This window comes from Micromonospora sp. DT231 (genome assembly GCF_049847025.1).
In the GTDB taxonomy this organism is placed as follows: domain Bacteria; phylum Actinomycetota; class Actinomycetes; order Mycobacteriales; family Micromonosporaceae; genus Micromonospora.
The window spans coordinates 21,997-35,918 of record NZ_JBNCNO010000001.1; the positions used below are offsets into that span (position 1 = coordinate 21,997).

General features: G+C 71.5%; 11 protein-coding genes, 1 tRNA gene and 1 pseudogene. 11 read left to right on the forward strand and 2 right to left on the reverse strand.

Annotation, left to right across the window (positions count from 1 at the left end; genetic code table 11):
* Window positions 1–66: 66 nt before the first annotated feature.
* Both ACPXBU_RS00090 and ACPXBU_RS00095 read left to right on the forward strand, forming a co-directional pair.
* Window positions 67–1,818 carry a CTP synthase gene (locus ACPXBU_RS00090; protein WP_393368031.1) on the forward strand — a complete coding sequence of 584 codons (1,752 nt, stop codon included), beginning with the start codon at window positions 67–69 and terminating at the stop codon, window positions 1,816–1,818.
* A gap of 73 nt (window positions 1,819–1,891) precedes the next feature.
* Complete coding sequence (locus ACPXBU_RS00095) at window positions 1,892–2,497, forward strand: NUDIX domain-containing protein (RefSeq protein ID WP_425755444.1); 606 nt, start codon at window positions 1,892–1,894, stop codon at window positions 2,495–2,497.
* Between the two features lie 83 nt (window positions 2,498–2,580).
* Here the strand turns inward: ACPXBU_RS00095 and ACPXBU_RS00100 are convergent, their stop codons facing one another.
* The gene (locus ACPXBU_RS00100) at window positions 2,581–2,856 is read right to left on the reverse strand and encodes a TM2 domain-containing protein (protein WP_393368035.1); all 276 of its coding nucleotides are present in this window, start codon (window positions 2,854–2,856) and stop codon (window positions 2,581–2,583) included.
* Between the two features lie 294 nt (window positions 2,857–3,150).
* Here ACPXBU_RS00100 and ald point away from each other — a divergent pair, with 294 nt between their 5' ends.
* The 9 genes and pseudogenes from ald (at window position 3,151) to ACPXBU_RS00145 (ending at window position 12,394) form a co-directional block, all read left to right on the forward strand.
* On the forward strand, window positions 3,151–4,266 hold the full coding sequence (ald, locus tag ACPXBU_RS00105) for an alanine dehydrogenase (RefSeq protein WP_393368036.1): 1,116 nt from the start codon (window positions 3,151–3,153) through the stop codon (window positions 4,264–4,266).
* 10 nt (window positions 4,267–4,276) lie between these two features.
* Window positions 4,277–5,272: a site-specific tyrosine recombinase XerD gene (locus ACPXBU_RS00110; RefSeq protein WP_393369090.1), complete on the forward strand. Its 996-nt coding sequence runs from the start codon at window positions 4,277–4,279 to the stop codon at window positions 5,270–5,272.
* A 181-nt stretch (window positions 5,273–5,453) separates the two neighbouring features.
* Entirely contained in the window at window positions 5,454–6,377 is a 924-nt protein-coding gene (locus ACPXBU_RS00115) for a ParA family protein (RefSeq protein WP_030487987.1), read from the forward strand.
* Window positions 6,378–6,418: 41 nt separating this feature from the next.
* Window positions 6,419–7,337, forward strand: a pseudogene (locus tag ACPXBU_RS00120) (segregation and condensation protein A); the annotation flags it as partial.
* Window positions 7,338–8,252: 915 nt separating this feature from the next.
* A complete protein-coding gene (gene scpB, locus ACPXBU_RS00125; RefSeq protein WP_425756667.1) occupies window positions 8,253–9,041 on the forward strand; it encodes an SMC-Scp complex subunit ScpB in 789 nt (262 codons plus the stop codon).
* The gene (locus ACPXBU_RS00130; RefSeq protein ID WP_425755447.1) at window positions 9,028–9,798 is read left to right on the forward strand and encodes a pseudouridine synthase; all 771 of its coding nucleotides are present in this window, start codon (window positions 9,028–9,030) and stop codon (window positions 9,796–9,798) included. Before scpB ends, ACPXBU_RS00130 begins: the two co-directional genes overlap by 14 nt.
* Window positions 9,799–9,993: 195 nt before the next feature.
* Window positions 9,994–10,674 (forward strand): (d)CMP kinase, encoded by a 681-nt coding sequence (gene cmk, locus ACPXBU_RS00135; protein WP_425755449.1) that lies wholly within the window; start codon window positions 9,994–9,996, stop codon window positions 10,672–10,674.
* A 49-nt stretch (window positions 10,675–10,723) separates the two neighbouring features.
* A complete protein-coding gene (der, locus tag ACPXBU_RS00140; protein ID WP_393368044.1) occupies window positions 10,724–12,127 on the forward strand; it encodes a ribosome biogenesis GTPase Der in 1,404 nt (467 codons plus the stop codon).
* A 193-nt stretch (window positions 12,128–12,320) separates the two neighbouring features.
* A tRNA-Pro gene (locus ACPXBU_RS00145) sits at window positions 12,321–12,394 on the forward strand.
* 113 nt (window positions 12,395–12,507) lie between these two features.
* Here ACPXBU_RS00145 and ACPXBU_RS00150 read toward each other — a convergent pair.
* Window positions 12,508–13,752, reverse strand: a complete 1,245-nt coding sequence (locus ACPXBU_RS00150) for a tyrosine-type recombinase/integrase (RefSeq protein WP_425755451.1) — start codon at window positions 13,750–13,752, stop codon at window positions 12,508–12,510.
* Between the last annotated feature and the right edge of the window lie 170 nt (window positions 13,753–13,922).

Sequence of the window (13,922 nt, forward strand, 5' to 3'; positions counted from 1 at the left end):
TGATCACTTTTGTTGATCAAGCACGGCGGTCTGCCATGACCGCGACAGACGACACGGGAGCAGGCCTTGGCCCCATCAGCACGGACGACCAGGCACATTTTCGTCACCGGGGGCGTCGCCTCCTCGCTGGGTAAGGGCCTCACCGCCTCCAGCCTCGGCAACCTGCTGACCGCGCGCGGGTTGCGGGTGGTGATGCAGAAGCTCGACCCCTACCTGAACGTCGACCCCGGGACGATGAACCCGTTCCAGCACGGTGAGGTCTTCGTCACCGAGGACGGCGCCGAGACCGACCTCGACGTCGGGCACTACGAGCGCTTCCTGGACCGGGCCCTGTCCGGCAAGGCGAACGTCACCACCGGCCAGATCTACTCCGACGTGATCGCCAAGGAGCGGCGGGGCGAATACCTGGGCGACACCGTCCAGGTCATCCCGCACATCACCAACGAGATCAAGTCGCGGATCCTGGCGATGGCCGACCCGGACGAGGACGGCCAGCTCCCCGACGTGGTGATCACCGAGGTCGGCGGCACCGTCGGCGACATCGAGTCGCTGCCGTTTTTGGAGGCGATCCGTCAGGTCCGCCACGACCTGGGCCGGGACAACTGCTTCTACCTGCACGTCTCGCTGGTGCCGTACCTGGCGCCGTCGGGTGAGCTGAAGACCAAGCCGACCCAGCACTCGGTGGCGCAGCTGCGCAACATCGGTATCCAGCCGGACGCGATCGTGCTGCGCTGCGACCGGGAGATCCCGGTGAAGCTCAAGGAGAAGCTGTCGCTCTACTGCGACGTGGACGCCGAGGCGGTCGTCGCCGCCCCGGACGCCCCGAGCATCTACGACATCCCGAAGGTGCTGCACCGGGAGGGGCTCGACGCGTACGTGGTGCGCCGGCTCGGTCTGTCGTTCCGGGACGTGGACTGGGCCAGCTGGGACGACCTGCTGGAGCGGGTGCACCGGCCCCGGCACACGGTCACCGTCGCCGTGGTCGGCAAGTACGTCGACCTGCCCGACGCGTACCTGTCGGTGAGCGAGGCGATCCGCGCGGCCGGGTTCGGGCACCGGGCCCGGGTGCAGCTGCGCTGGGTGCCCAGCGACGAGTGCGTCACCCCGGCCGGCGCCGCCGCGGCGTTGGCCGGCGTGGACGGCATCCTCATCCCCGGCGGCTTCGGTGTCCGGGGCATCGAGGGCAAGATCGGCACCGCCCGGTACGCCCGCGAGGCCGGCATCCCGCTGCTCGGGCTCTGCCTCGGCCTGCAGTGCATGACCATCGAGGTGGCCCGGCACCTGGCCGACCTGGACGGCGCCAACTCGTTGGAGTTCGACGAGCAGGCGGCCCACCCGGTCATCGCCACGATGGCCGACCAGGAGGACATCGTCGCCGGCCGGGGCGACCTGGGTGGCACCATGCGGCTGGGCGCGTACCCGGCGACGTTGACCGAGGGCTCGATCGTCGCCGAGGCGTACGGCAGCACCGAGATCAGCGAGCGGCACCGGCACCGGTACGAGGTGAACAACGCCTACCGGGACGCGCTGACCAAGGCGGGCCTGCACATCTCCGGCACCTCGCCGGACGGCCGGCTCGTCGAGTTCATCGAACTGGACCGGAGCCTGCACCCGTTCTTCGTGGCCACCCAGGCGCACCCCGAGTTGAAGAGCCGCCCGACGCGCCCGCACCCGCTGTTCGCCTCGTTCGTCAAGGCCGCGGTGACGTACTCGCAGGCCGACCAGTTGCCTGTCGACCTGGACGCGGCGGCGGAGGCCCCGACGACGCGCAAGGCCGCCCGCAACGGCGCCGCGACGAAGGCCGCGTCCACCTCGTGAGCGAGCGCAGCGAGCGAACCAGCAGGCTCAGCGGGGTGCCGCACGCCGTCGTCGAGCGCAGCGAGGCGGCGGCGTGAGCGGGTTGGAGCACCGCTACGAGGTGCGCTCCCGCGAGGAGCGGTACCGGGGGCGGATCTTCGACGTGGTCACCGAGGAGGTGACCATGCCCGGCGGTGGGACCGGGCTGCGTGACCTGGTCCGGCACGTCGGGGCGGTGGCCGTGGTGGCGCTCGACGACGCCGGCCAGGTGGTGCTGATCCGGCAGTACCGGCACGCGGTCGGGCGGCACCTGTGGGAGCTGCCCGCCGGTCTGATGGACGTCTCCGGCGAGGAGTTGCCGGCGGCCGCGCTGAGGGAGCTGGCCGAGGAGGCCGACCTCACCGCCGGGCGGGTCGACGTGCTCGTCGACCTGCACAGCTCGCCGGGGTTCACCAACGAGGTCGTGCGGGTGTTCCTGGCCCGCGACCTCGCCGAGGTGCCGGCCGACGAGCGGCACGAGCGCCACGACGAGGAGGCCGACCTCCAGGTCGTCCGGATCGGCCTGGACGAGGCGGTGGCCATGGTCCTGGCCGGCGAGATCACCAACGCGTCCGCGGTGGCCGGGCTGCTGGCCGCGGCCCGCGCCCGCGACGCCGGCTGGTCGGCGCTGCGCCGGGCGGACGCGCCGCTGCCCCGCTGAGCGCCACCGCCGGTCCAGCCGGCGAGGGAGTACGCGCCAAAGGGGCCCCGCGGTCAGCCGCGGGGCCCCTTTCGCTGTCTGGTCTAGGAGTCGCGCAGCGGACGGCCCTGCGCGTCCGTGCCGCCGTTGACCAGGATGAGGATGCCGTCGATGAGGCCCCAGAAAGCGCCGAGGCCGCAGGTCACCAGGCTCACGACGAGCTGGAGAACGGCGATCTTGGTGTGTCCGGTGTAGAACCGACCGGCACCGAAGGTGCCGAGCAGGATGCCGAGGATGCCCGCGACGATCTTGCTCTTGTCGGAGACGCCCTGGGGGTACCCCGGCTGGGGGTAGCCGGGCTGGTACGGAGGAGTGGTCATGAGCGGACACAGTAGTGATCCACTCGTCGACTGTCCGCACCGCCGCCCGACAGACGGGACGATAATGGTGAAACGTTGTCCTGTCGGCTGAGGTGACGCTCGACCGCTTGAATCCCGGCTGTGCCGTGACACATCGTCAGGACACCCGGGCACCGGATGCCACTGTGCTGGCTCGCGGCGGCACCGGGCGCGCCTAGACTGCCGCCGGCGGGACCGGTGGACCGTGGTGGCAAAGGGGCCGCCGCGGCACCGAGCAGTCGGGGGAGAGCAGCCCCGAAGAGAGGTGTCTGCATCGTGAAGGTCGGAATCCCACGCGAGGTCAAGAACCACGAGTACCGCGTGGCGATCACGCCAGCGGGCGTCAACGAGTTCACCCGCAGTGGTCACCAGGTCTTCGTCGAGGCCGGTGCGGGGGTCGGCTCCAGCATCACCGACGAGGAGTTCACCGCCGCCGGCGCGACGATCCTCGCCACCGCCGACGAGGTGTGGGAGACCGCCGAGCTGGTGCTCAAGGTCAAGGAGCCGATCGCCGAGGAGTACCACCGGATGCGCGAGGGGCAGGTGCTCTTCACCTACCTGCACCTGGCCGCCTCCAAGGAGTGCACCGACGCGCTGATCGACCGCAAGGTGACAGGCATCGCGTACGAGACGGTCGAGCTGCCCGACCGGTCGCTGCCGCTGCTCGCCCCGATGTCCGAGGTCGCCGGCCGGCTCGCCCCGCAGGTGGGCGCCTTCTACATGATGCGGACCGGCGGTGGGCGCGGTGTGCTGCCCGGCGGTGTCTCCGGCGTGTACGCGGCCAAGACCGTCGTCATCGGCGCCGGCGTGTCCGGCATGAACGCCGCCGCGATCGCGCTGGGCCTGCAGTCCGAGGTGCTGCTGCTGGACAAGAACGTCGCCCGGCTGCGCTCGGCCGACGCCATCTACCGCGGCCACCTGCAGACCATCGCGTCCAACGCCTACGAGGTCGAGCGGGCCGTGCTCGACGCCGACCTGGTCATCGGCGCGGTGCTGGTGCCCGGCGCGAAGGCGCCGACGCTGATCTCCAACGAGCTGGTCTCCCGGATGAAGCCGGGCAGCGTGCTCGTCGACATCGCGATCGACCAGGGCGGCTGCTTCGAGGACTCGCGTCCCACGACCCACGCCGACCCGGTCTACAAGGTGCACGAGTCGATCTTCTACTGCGTCGCGAACATGCCCGGCGCGGTGCCGAACACCAGCACGTACGCCCTGACCAACGTCACCCTGCCGTACGCCCTGGAGCTGGCCAACCACGGCTGGCGCGAGGCGCTGCGCCGCGACCCGGCGCTGGGGCTGGGCCTGAACACGCACGCCGGCCAGGTCACCTACGGCCCGGTCGCCGAGGCGCACGGCATGGACGTGCTCCCGCTGACCGAGGCGCTGGCCTGAGGGTGGCGGGCTGACCGGCGGCACGGACACCGGCGCCGGCGTGGGCGACGAGCCCACGCCGGCGCTGCGCCGTGCCGTACGGGGCTACCTCGACCACCTCACCGTCGAGCGTGGACTGTCGGCGAACACGCTGGCCTCGTACCGCCGGGATCTGGACCGTTATCTCGCGACCCTGGTCCAAGCCGGCGTCGCCGACCTCGCGTCGGTCGGCGCCGGCCTGGTCGAGTCGCACCTGGCCCGGCTGCGCGCGGGCGACGACGCGCACCCGCCGCTGGCGGTATCCTCCGCCGCCCGCGCGGCGAGCGCGGTCCGCGGCCTGCACCGCTTCGCCCTGCGCGAGGGACTGGCCGGCGCCGACCCGAGCCGCGACGTGCGCCCGCCCACCCCGCCCCGGCGGCTGCCCCGGGCGCTGCCCGTCGACGACGTGGTCCGGCTCCTGGAGACCGCCGGCCCGATCACCGCGACCGGCGACGACGCGCCCCTCGCGCTGCGCGACCGGGCGCTGCTGGAGTTCCTGTACGGCACCGGCGCGCGCATCTCCGAAGCGGTCGGCGCCGCGGTGGACGACCTGGACACCGACGAGGGCACCGTGCTGTTGCGCGGCAAGGGCGGCCGGGTGCGGCTGGTGCCGATCGGCGGGTACGCCGTCGACGCGGTGCGCGCCTATCTGGTCCGGGCCCGCCCCGGCCTGGCCGCCACCGGTCGGGGCACCCCGATGGTCTTCCTCAACGCCCGCGGCGGCGCGCTGACCCGCCAGGGCGCCTGGGGCATCCTGCGCGCCGCCGCCGGCCGGGCCGGGCTGCCCGTGGACGGGCCCGCGGCGGTCTCGCCGCACACCCTGCGCCACTCGTACGCCACCCACCTGCTCGACGGCGGCGCCGACGTCCGGGTGGTCCAGGAGTTGCTCGGACACGCGTCGGTGACCACCACACAGGTCTACACACTCGTCACCGTGGAGCGGCTGCGCGAGGTGTACGCCACCGCCCATCCGCGCGCCCGGGACTGAACCCGGTCGCGGTCGGCGCCGACACGCCGGGCCGGTGCCCGACCCCCTGCTGGTCGGTGGCGTACAGTCGGCATCGGCGCGGACCTCCTGGAGCGACACGACCGGGGTGCGCAGCGGCGCCGCGAAGGACGTCGGACGGCTCCGACGCCGGGTGGGGTCGTCGGGAGGGGGCAACGAACACATGGCTGGCAACGGTGACCGTGCCGAGACCTGGACGTCGGAGCTCCGCGAGCAGCAGGCCACGCTCGGCGCGGATCTGGGTCCGGCGGACCCGGCTGCCTACACGATGCGCAAGCCCATCCCCGAGCCCATGCCCACCGACCGGCACGGGCCGGCGCGCATCATCGCGATGGCCAACCAGAAGGGTGGCGTCGGGAAGACCACCACCACCATCAACCTGGGCGCGGCGCTCGCGGAGTACGGCCGCAAGGTGCTGCTCGTCGACTTCGACCCGCAGGGCGCCCTCTCGGTGGGCCTGGGAGTCAACCCGCACAACCTCGACCTGTCCATCTACAACCTGCTCATGCAGGACGACATCATCGCCGAAGACGTCGTCATCAAGACCGACGTGGCGGGCCTGCACCTGCTGCCGGCCAACATCGACCTCTCCGCCGCCGAGATCCAGCTCGTCAACGAGGTCGCCCGGGAGATGGCCCTGGCCCGGGTCCTGCGCACGGTCCGCAAGGAATACGACTACATCCTGATCGACTGCCAGCCGTCGCTGGGCCTGCTGGCGATCAACGCGTTGACCGTCGCGCACGGCGTGCTCATCCCGCTGGAGTGCGAGTTCTTCAGCCTGCGCGGTGTGGCGCTGCTGCTGGACACCATCGACAAGGTGCGCGAGCGGCTCAACTTCGATCTGGAGCTTGAGGGCATCCTCGCCACCATGTACGACAGCCGCACCACGCACTGCCGCCAGGTCCTGCAGCGGGTGGTCGAGGCGTTCGGCGACAAGGTCTACCAGACGGTCATCACCAAGACGGTGAAGTTCCCGGAGTCCACCGTGGCCGGTGCCCCCATCACGACGATGGACCCGGCCTCCTCCGGAGCCCGCAACTACCGTCAGCTGGCCCGCGAGGTGATCGCCGCCCAGTCGGAGCGGTAGCCGGAACGCCCGGTGCCCGCCTCGTGGACTACGGTCGTGCGGTGACCGCGCCACCCCTCGACCCACCCGACACCGCTGCTCCGGGCGAGGTCGATGGTGTGCCGCTCGCCGATCCGGCTGCCGACCTGCCCGCCGCCCCGGCCGCCAGCGGCTTCACGGTGCGGCTCGCCAACTTCACCGGCCCGTTCGACCTGCTGCTGCAACTGATCGGCAAGCACAAACTCGACGTCACCGAGGTGGCCCTGCACACGGTCACCGACGAGTTCATCGCCTACATCCGGGCCATGGGCGACGACTGGGACCTGGACGAGGCCAGCGAGTTCCTGCTCATCGCCGCGACCCTGCTCGATCTGAAGGCGGCCCGGCTGCTGCCCTCCGCCGAGGTGGAGGACGAGGCCGACCTCGCCCTGCTGGAGGCCCGGGACCTGCTCTTCGCCCGGCTGCTGCAGTACAAGGCGTACAAGGAGGCGGCGGCGTACATCGCCGAGCTGGAAGCCGTCGGCGGCCGGCGGTACCCGCGGGCGGTCAGCCTGGAGGCCCGCTACGCCGAGGCGCTGCCCGACCTGGTCCTCGGCATCGGCCCGCAGCGGCTGCTGAAGCTGGCCGTGAAGGCCATGACCCCGAAACCGGTGCCGGAGGTCTCCATCGCCCACGTGCACATGGTCCGGGTCAGTGTCCGGGAACACGCGGCGATCCTCGCCGCCCGGCTGCGGCGGGCCGGCACGGCCACGTTCTCGCTGCTCTGCTCCGACTGCGAGGCCACCCTGGAGGTGGTGGCGCGGTTCCTCGCGCTGCTGGAGCTGTACCGGGAGGGGCTTGTCGCCTTCGTCCAGGAACAGGCCCTGGAGGAGCTGACCGTGCGCTGGACCGGCCCGGCCGACGGCGACACGGAGCTGCACGTCGACGAGTACGCCGGCACCCCGGCCGACCCCGGTCCGCCAGGCGCTGGCCCTGAGTCGGCGGGGGCTGAGCCTGAGCCGGCCGGAGCTGAGCCGCACGGTCCCAGGCCTGAGTCGGTGGGGGCTGAGCCTGAGCTGGCCGGGGCTCAGCCGGACGGTCCCAGGCCTGCGTCGCTGGGGGTTGGGCCTGGGCTGGCCGGGGCTGAGCCGCACGGGATCGGGCCTGCGTCGGTGGGGCCTGAGCCGACCGGGCCTGTGTCGCTGGGGGTTGGGCCTGAGCCGGCCGGAGCTGAGCCGCACGGGACCGGGCCTGCGTCGGCGAGGGCTGAGCCGGCGGGGGTTGGGCCTGAGCCGGCGGGGGCTGAGCCGGCGGGGGTTGGGCCTGAGCCGGCGGGGGCTGAGCCGGCGGGGGTTGGGCCTGCACTGGCGGCGGCTGAGCCTGCGCCGGTGCGGGTTGAGCTTGAGTCGGCGGGGGAGGCCGGCGGGCCGGACGGGACGGGAACGACGGAGGGTGCGCGGGATGAGTGACGAGCAACGCCGGGACTCACTGGCCGACCAGGCCGCCGCCTGGGTCCCCCCGTGGGACCGCCCTCGCCCGCCCGCCGCCGAGAACACCCCCGACAACACTGACGGCCCGCCGGTCGAGCCGGCCCCGTCGCCGGTCGAGCCGGCCCCGTCGCCGGTCGAGCCGGCCCTGGCGTCACCGTCGGATCAGGAAGATCTTGGAGGGAAAGTGCCCCTCCAGGGGCCGGAATCTTCCAAGATCTTCGCCGAGCCGGACGCGAGCGCGTCGGGCTCGGAGTTGGGCTCAGGCTCGGAGCCGGAGCCGGAGCCGGGGCTGGAGCCGGGGCTGGAGCCGGGGCTGGAGCCGGGGCTGGGGCTGGGGCCGGAGCCGGAGCCGGGGCTGAGGCCGGAACTGGGGCTGGAGCCGGAGCCGGAGCCGGGGCTGGGGCCGGGGCCGGAGCTGGAGCCGGGGCTGGGGCCGGAGCCGGAGCCGGAACTGGGGCCGGAGCTGGGGTCGGGGCCGGGGTCGGAGTCGGGGCCGGAATCGGAATCGGAGTCGGAGTCGGAATCGGGGACGGGCTCGGAGTCGGAGCTGGGCTCGGCGCGGGGGGAGGGCTCGGCGGCGGGGGAGTCGGGGGGCGCTGGGGACGTACCCCGGCGGCAGCTGGCGGGGCGGCGGCGGGTGACTGTCGCGCCGGAGCCTGCGCCCGACATGTCCGACACCGAGCTGCGCGGCGCCCTGGAGGCGATCCTGCTGGTGGTCGACGAGCCGGTCAGTGAGCTGGTCCTGGCGCAGGTGCTGGAGCAGCCCGCCGAACGGGTCGGGCCGGTGCTCGACGAGATCGCCGCCGGCTACACCGCGGCCGGGCACGGGTTCGAGTTGCGCCGGGCGGCCGGCGGGTGGCGGCTGTACACCCGGCCGGAATACGCTACGTACGTTGAACGGTTCGTGTTGGACGGGCAGTCCGTGCGGCTGACCCAGGCGGCGTTGGAGACGCTCGCCGTGGTCGCCTACAAGCAGCCGGTGACCCGTTCGCGAATCTCAGCCATCCGGGGTGTGAACGTCGACGGGGTCATCCGTACGCTGGTCACCCGCGGCCTCGTCGAGGAGTGCGGCACCGAAACGGACAGCGGGGCGTTCCTCTACCGGACCACCACGTTGTTCCTGGAAAAGCTCGGGTTGAACACCGTTGCCGAGCTGCCGCCCCTCGCACCCTTCCTGCCCGACGACGTAGAAGAGCTTGCTGATGCGACCCGATAACCGTTCCCCCAAACCCGACGCCCCTGTCTTCGAGGGGGCTGAGCGCCTGCAGAAGGTGCTCGCCGCCGCTGGCGTGGGTTCCCGGCGTGCCTGCGAGGACCTGATCTTCCGCCGCCGGGTCACCGTGGACGGGCGGGTCGCCAAGCTCGGCGACAAGGTCGACCCGGCCATCGCCGTGATCCACGTGGACGGCGAGCGCCTCCAGGTGGACGTCCGCCTGGTCTACGTGGCGATGAACAAGCCGCGCGGGGTGGTCACCACGATGGCGGACGAAAAGGGACGCAACGAGCTGTCCGACTTCATCGGCGCCCGGTTGGAGCAGCGGGTCTACCACGTCGGGCGGCTCGACGCGGACAGCGAGGGCCTGCTGCTGCTCACCAACGACGGCACGCTCGCGCACAAGCTGATGCACCCCTCGTACCAGGTGCTGAAGACCTACCTCGCCGAGGTGGTCGGGCCGATCCCGCGCAACCTGAGCAAGCGGTTGCTGGCCGGGGTCGATCTGGAGGACGGGCCGGTCAAGGTCGACTCGTTCAAGGTGGTGGACACGCTGGGCAAAAGCGCCCAGGTGGAGCTGAGCCTGCACGAGGGGCGCAAGCACATCGTCCGGCGGCTGATGGAGGAGGTCGGCCACCCGGTGACGCGGCTGGTGCGTACCTCGATCGGGCCCATCCGGCTCGGTGACCTGCGGACCGGGCGGATCCGGCGGTTGACGAACGCCGAGGTCGCGGCCCTGTTCACCGCGGTGGGTGACTGACCCCCGAGTTCGGGGTACGGCTGCCGGTAGGCTCCACAACGGCCGAGACGCGGCCGCCGGGGTGGCGTGGGTCGCCTCCGGCGGCGTCGCGCGCGGGTCCGCCACGGACCGCGGGCATGATTGATGACGATTGACCATCCGCTTGCGGCGCCAGATCACCGGGCGATCCGTGAGGTACGGGCTGAGGAGGACACGGTGGAGGAAAACGTACGGGCCAGGCGATGTGTGGTCGCTGTGGATGGGCCGTCCGGTTCGGGTAAGTCCACCGTGTCGCGGCGGCTCGCCGTCACGATCGGTGCGCGCTACCTGGACACCGGGGCGATGTACCGGGCGATCACGTGGGCCGTGCTGCGCTCCGGCGTGGACCTCGCCGACGTCGCGTCGGTGGCCAAGGTCGCCAGCGAGGTCAAGCTGCACATCGGCACCCACCCGCAGGGGTACGCCACGACCGTCGACGGCGTGGGCGTGGACGCGGACATCCGTGGCCCGGAGGTGACCGGGGCGGTTTCCGCCGTCGCCGCCGTGCCGGCTGTTCGTGAGCTGCTCGTCACCCGGCAGCGCGAGATGATCGCCAACGTTGGGCGCATCGTCGTCGAGGGTCGGGACATCGGCTCGGTCGTCGCGCCGGACGCGGACCTGAAGGTCTTCCTGACCGCCTCCGAGGCGGTCCGTGCCGCCCGGCGTAGCGCCGAGGACGCCGCTGACGTGGCGGCCACCGCCGCCGACCTGGCCCGACGGGACCTGCTCGACTCGACCCGCAAGGTCAACCCGCTGGCGCAGGCACCCGACGCGGTGGTGCTGGACACCACGGAGCTGGGCATCGACGAGGTTGTGACGCGGCTGCGCGACCTGCTCCACGAGCGGGGTGTGGCATGAGTAGCGCGTTGGTGTCTCTGGTCGGTCCGGAGCGCAGCGGAGGAGCGGCGTGAGCGAGGGTGCGGGATGGGTCGAGCTGCGTGAGCCCGACGTCGCCGTCGAGGAACCGAGCGGCCCGCAGCCGGTGGTGGCCGTGGTCGGCCGCCCCAACGTGGGTAAGTCCACGCTTGTCAACCGGATCATCGGCCGCCGCCAGGCGGTCGTCGAGGACGTCCCCGGGGTGACCCGGGACCGGGTGCCGTACGACGCGCAGTGGAACGGCCGGGCGTTCACCGTGGTGGACACCGGCGGCTGGGAACCGGACGCGAAGGACCGGGCCGCGGCCATCGCGGCGCAGGCCGAGACGGCGGTCGTCACCGCCGACGTGGTCCTCTTCGTGGTCGACGCGATGGTGGGCTCGACCGACGTGGACGAGGCCGCGGTGAAGATGCTGCGGCGCAGCGCCAAGCCGGTGATCCTGGTCGCGAACAAGGCCGACAACACCTCCATCGAGATGGAGGCCACCTCGCTGTGGTCGCTCGGTCTCGGTGAGCCGTTCCCGATCTCCGCGCTGCACGGGCGTGGCTCCGGCGACCTGCTCGACGCCATCCTCGCCGCGTTGCCGGAAGCCCCGGCGATCGTCGAGAACCGGCCGCGTGGACCGCGCCGGGTGGCGCTTGTCGGGCGGCCGAACGTGGGCAAGTCCAGCCTGCTCAACCGGTTCTCCGGCGAGGATCGGGCGGTCGTCGACTCGGTGGCGGGCACCACTGTGGACCCGGTGGACAGCCTGGTCGAGATCGGCGGTCAGACCTGGCAACTTGTCGACACGGCCGGGCTGCGCAAGCGGGTCGGTAAGGCCAGCGGCACCGAGTACTACGCCAGCCTGCGTACCGCCGGCGCGATCGAGGCCGCCGAGGTGGCCGTGGTGCTGCTGGACTCCAGCGAGCCGATCAGCGAGCAGGATCAGCGGATCCTGTCGATGGTGACCGAGGCCGGCCGGGCGATGGTCATCGCGTTCAACAAGTGGGACCTGGTCGACGCCGACCGTCGGTACTACCTGGACAAGGAGATCGACCGGGAGTTGCGTCGCATCCCCTGGGCGATCCGCCTGAACCTGTCCGCGATGACCGGCCGGGCCGTGGACAAGCTGGCCCCCGCCCTCAACAAGGCGCTGGCCAGTTGGGAAACGCGGGTGCCGACCGCGCACCTCAACCAGTGGCTGACCGCGCTGGTGCAGGCCACCCCGCACCCGGTGCGCGGTGGGCGGGCGCCGCGGATCCTGTTCGCGACCCAGGCCGGTGTGGCGCCGCCACGGTTCGTGCTCTTCACCACCGGCCCACTCGACGCCGGCTACCAGCGCTTCGTCGAGCGCAAGCTCCGCGAGGAGTTCGGGTACGAGGGCAGCCCCATCGAGATCTCGGTCCGCCCCCGCAAGAAGCTCGGCCCCGGCGGCCGAGGCAAGGCGCACGGCTGACCTGCTGCGTTCTCTCGAAATGCCGGATGGGCGATCCTCGCTCGTCCGGCATTTCTTCCACCCCACCCTCCTAGGACGCTTTAGGGGGTGTGCGGTGGTTCGGTCACCTCGCGATGCGGGTGGGGCCTGTGCGGAGGCCCCGGGGCGGCTGCGCTAAGCTGTACCGGCTGCCGCGGGGGAAACCACGCGGGGGCGGGACGTAGCGCAGCTTGGTAGCGCACTTGACTGGGGGTCAAGGGGTCGTCGGTTCGAATCCGGCCGTCCCGACAGAGTTTCGGCAGGTCAGAGGCCTTGATTCACTTCGGTGAGTCGGGGCCTTTTGCCGTTTCATCTCACAATTTCTCACGTACGCCCGTACTGCTGAATTCCGGGCGCTCAAGTCACCCGAACAGCCCTGATTCGAGGTGCTCGGCCGCCACCTTGAGGTGGCTGCTGTCGGGGTGGACGTAGACCCGTTTGGCGAGCGTGCCGCCGTCGGCGTGGCCGGCCCAGGCCGCCAGCACGACGTCGGGAACTCCGGCGCCGGCGAGGTAGGTCAGGCAGGCGTGCCGGGCGTCGTACGGCCGGACCTTGCGGACTTCGACCTTGGCCATCAGCTCGTACACCCGGCGGCGGAGCCAGTCGGTGCGCTGCGGCTGGCCGAGTTCGTTGACCAGGACGTAGCCGCTGTCGACGTAGGCGTTACCGGCCTTCAGGCGCTCCTTCTTCTGTAGGGTGTGGAACGCCTTGAGCGCCCGCGTCACCGTCGCGGGCATCGGCAGGCCGCGTTTGCCAGCCGCGGACTTGGCCTCCTTCTCTTCGATCTCTCCGTCAACGAGCGTCCGGGTGTTGTCACCGGCCGCGATAGTTCCCGCTTCAAAGTCGACATCGGACCATCGCAGCCCGCACACCTCGGCCGGTCGAAGACCCATCAGCGATAGCAGGCAGGCCGCGTAGAGGCGTTCGCCCGTGATGCCGGTCAGGAACGCCTTCACCTCCTCCTGAGTCCAGGGCTTGCGCTCAGCCTGTGCCTCGGCTGCGGCCCTCGCGGCAGCCCGGGGGATTGCCACGAACGCCGCGACGTTGCGCACCACGAGCTGGCGGCGAACCGCCACGTTCAGCGCGGTCCGGAGCCTGCCGAGCGTCAGGCGCACTGACCGGACGCCGAGCCCCGTTCCCGGCTTGCCACCACGTTTCCGGCCCTCCGTCAGCATCCAGTCGATCAGAGCCTCGATGTCGGCCTCGGTGACGTCCTGGAGTGGCTTGCTGCCAAGGCGGGCGCGGACCGGCAGCAACGCATCGCGGTAGTTGGCGGCGGTGGCCTTCTCGACATCCCGTGTGGCGGACGTTAGCCACTCGTCGAGGAAGTCGTTGACCGTGATCTTGCCGGGTTTGACGTACGTGCCGCGGTCGGTCTCGTGCTTGATCCGGGCGTACTCCGCCTTCGCTTCCTTCCTGGTGTCGAAGGTGTACGTCCGCTGGTCCCGACGCCCGTCCGGCTTGCGTCCGACGTCGAGGACGAACCGGTAACGGGTCTTGCCGCTTCGAAGCGTGATCTTCTTGATCGGGTCCGAGGTGCTCATTCTGCTTCTGCGCCTTTCGTGGAGGGGGTTTTCGCCGGGGCCTGCGACGGAGAGGGTTGCCAACCAATGGTACCTAATTGTGGTACCAAACTTTGGCCCCGACTTCCCCGTGGTGGCGGATGGCGATAGGCGATGTGAGATGTGGGACCCTCGACTTGTCATGCGGCCGTTCGATCTGCTTGCCGAGGAGTTGAGGTATGCCGCGACAGCGCCCTGTCGCTGACAACCTGCCG

Excerpts from the sequence above, each read along its gene's own strand:
- ACPXBU_RS00130 (WP_425755447.1), top strand. The coding sequence starts at position 9,028 with ATGCGACCCGATAACCGTTCCCCCAAACCCGACGCCCCTGTCTTCGAG.
- ACPXBU_RS00115 (WP_030487987.1), top strand. The coding sequence starts at position 5,454 with ATGGCTGGCAACGGTGACCGTGCCGAGACCTGGACGTCGGAGCTCCGC.
- ACPXBU_RS00100 (WP_393368035.1), bottom strand. The coding sequence starts at position 2,856 with ATGACCACTCCTCCGTACCAGCCCGGCTACCCCCAGCCGGGGTACCCC.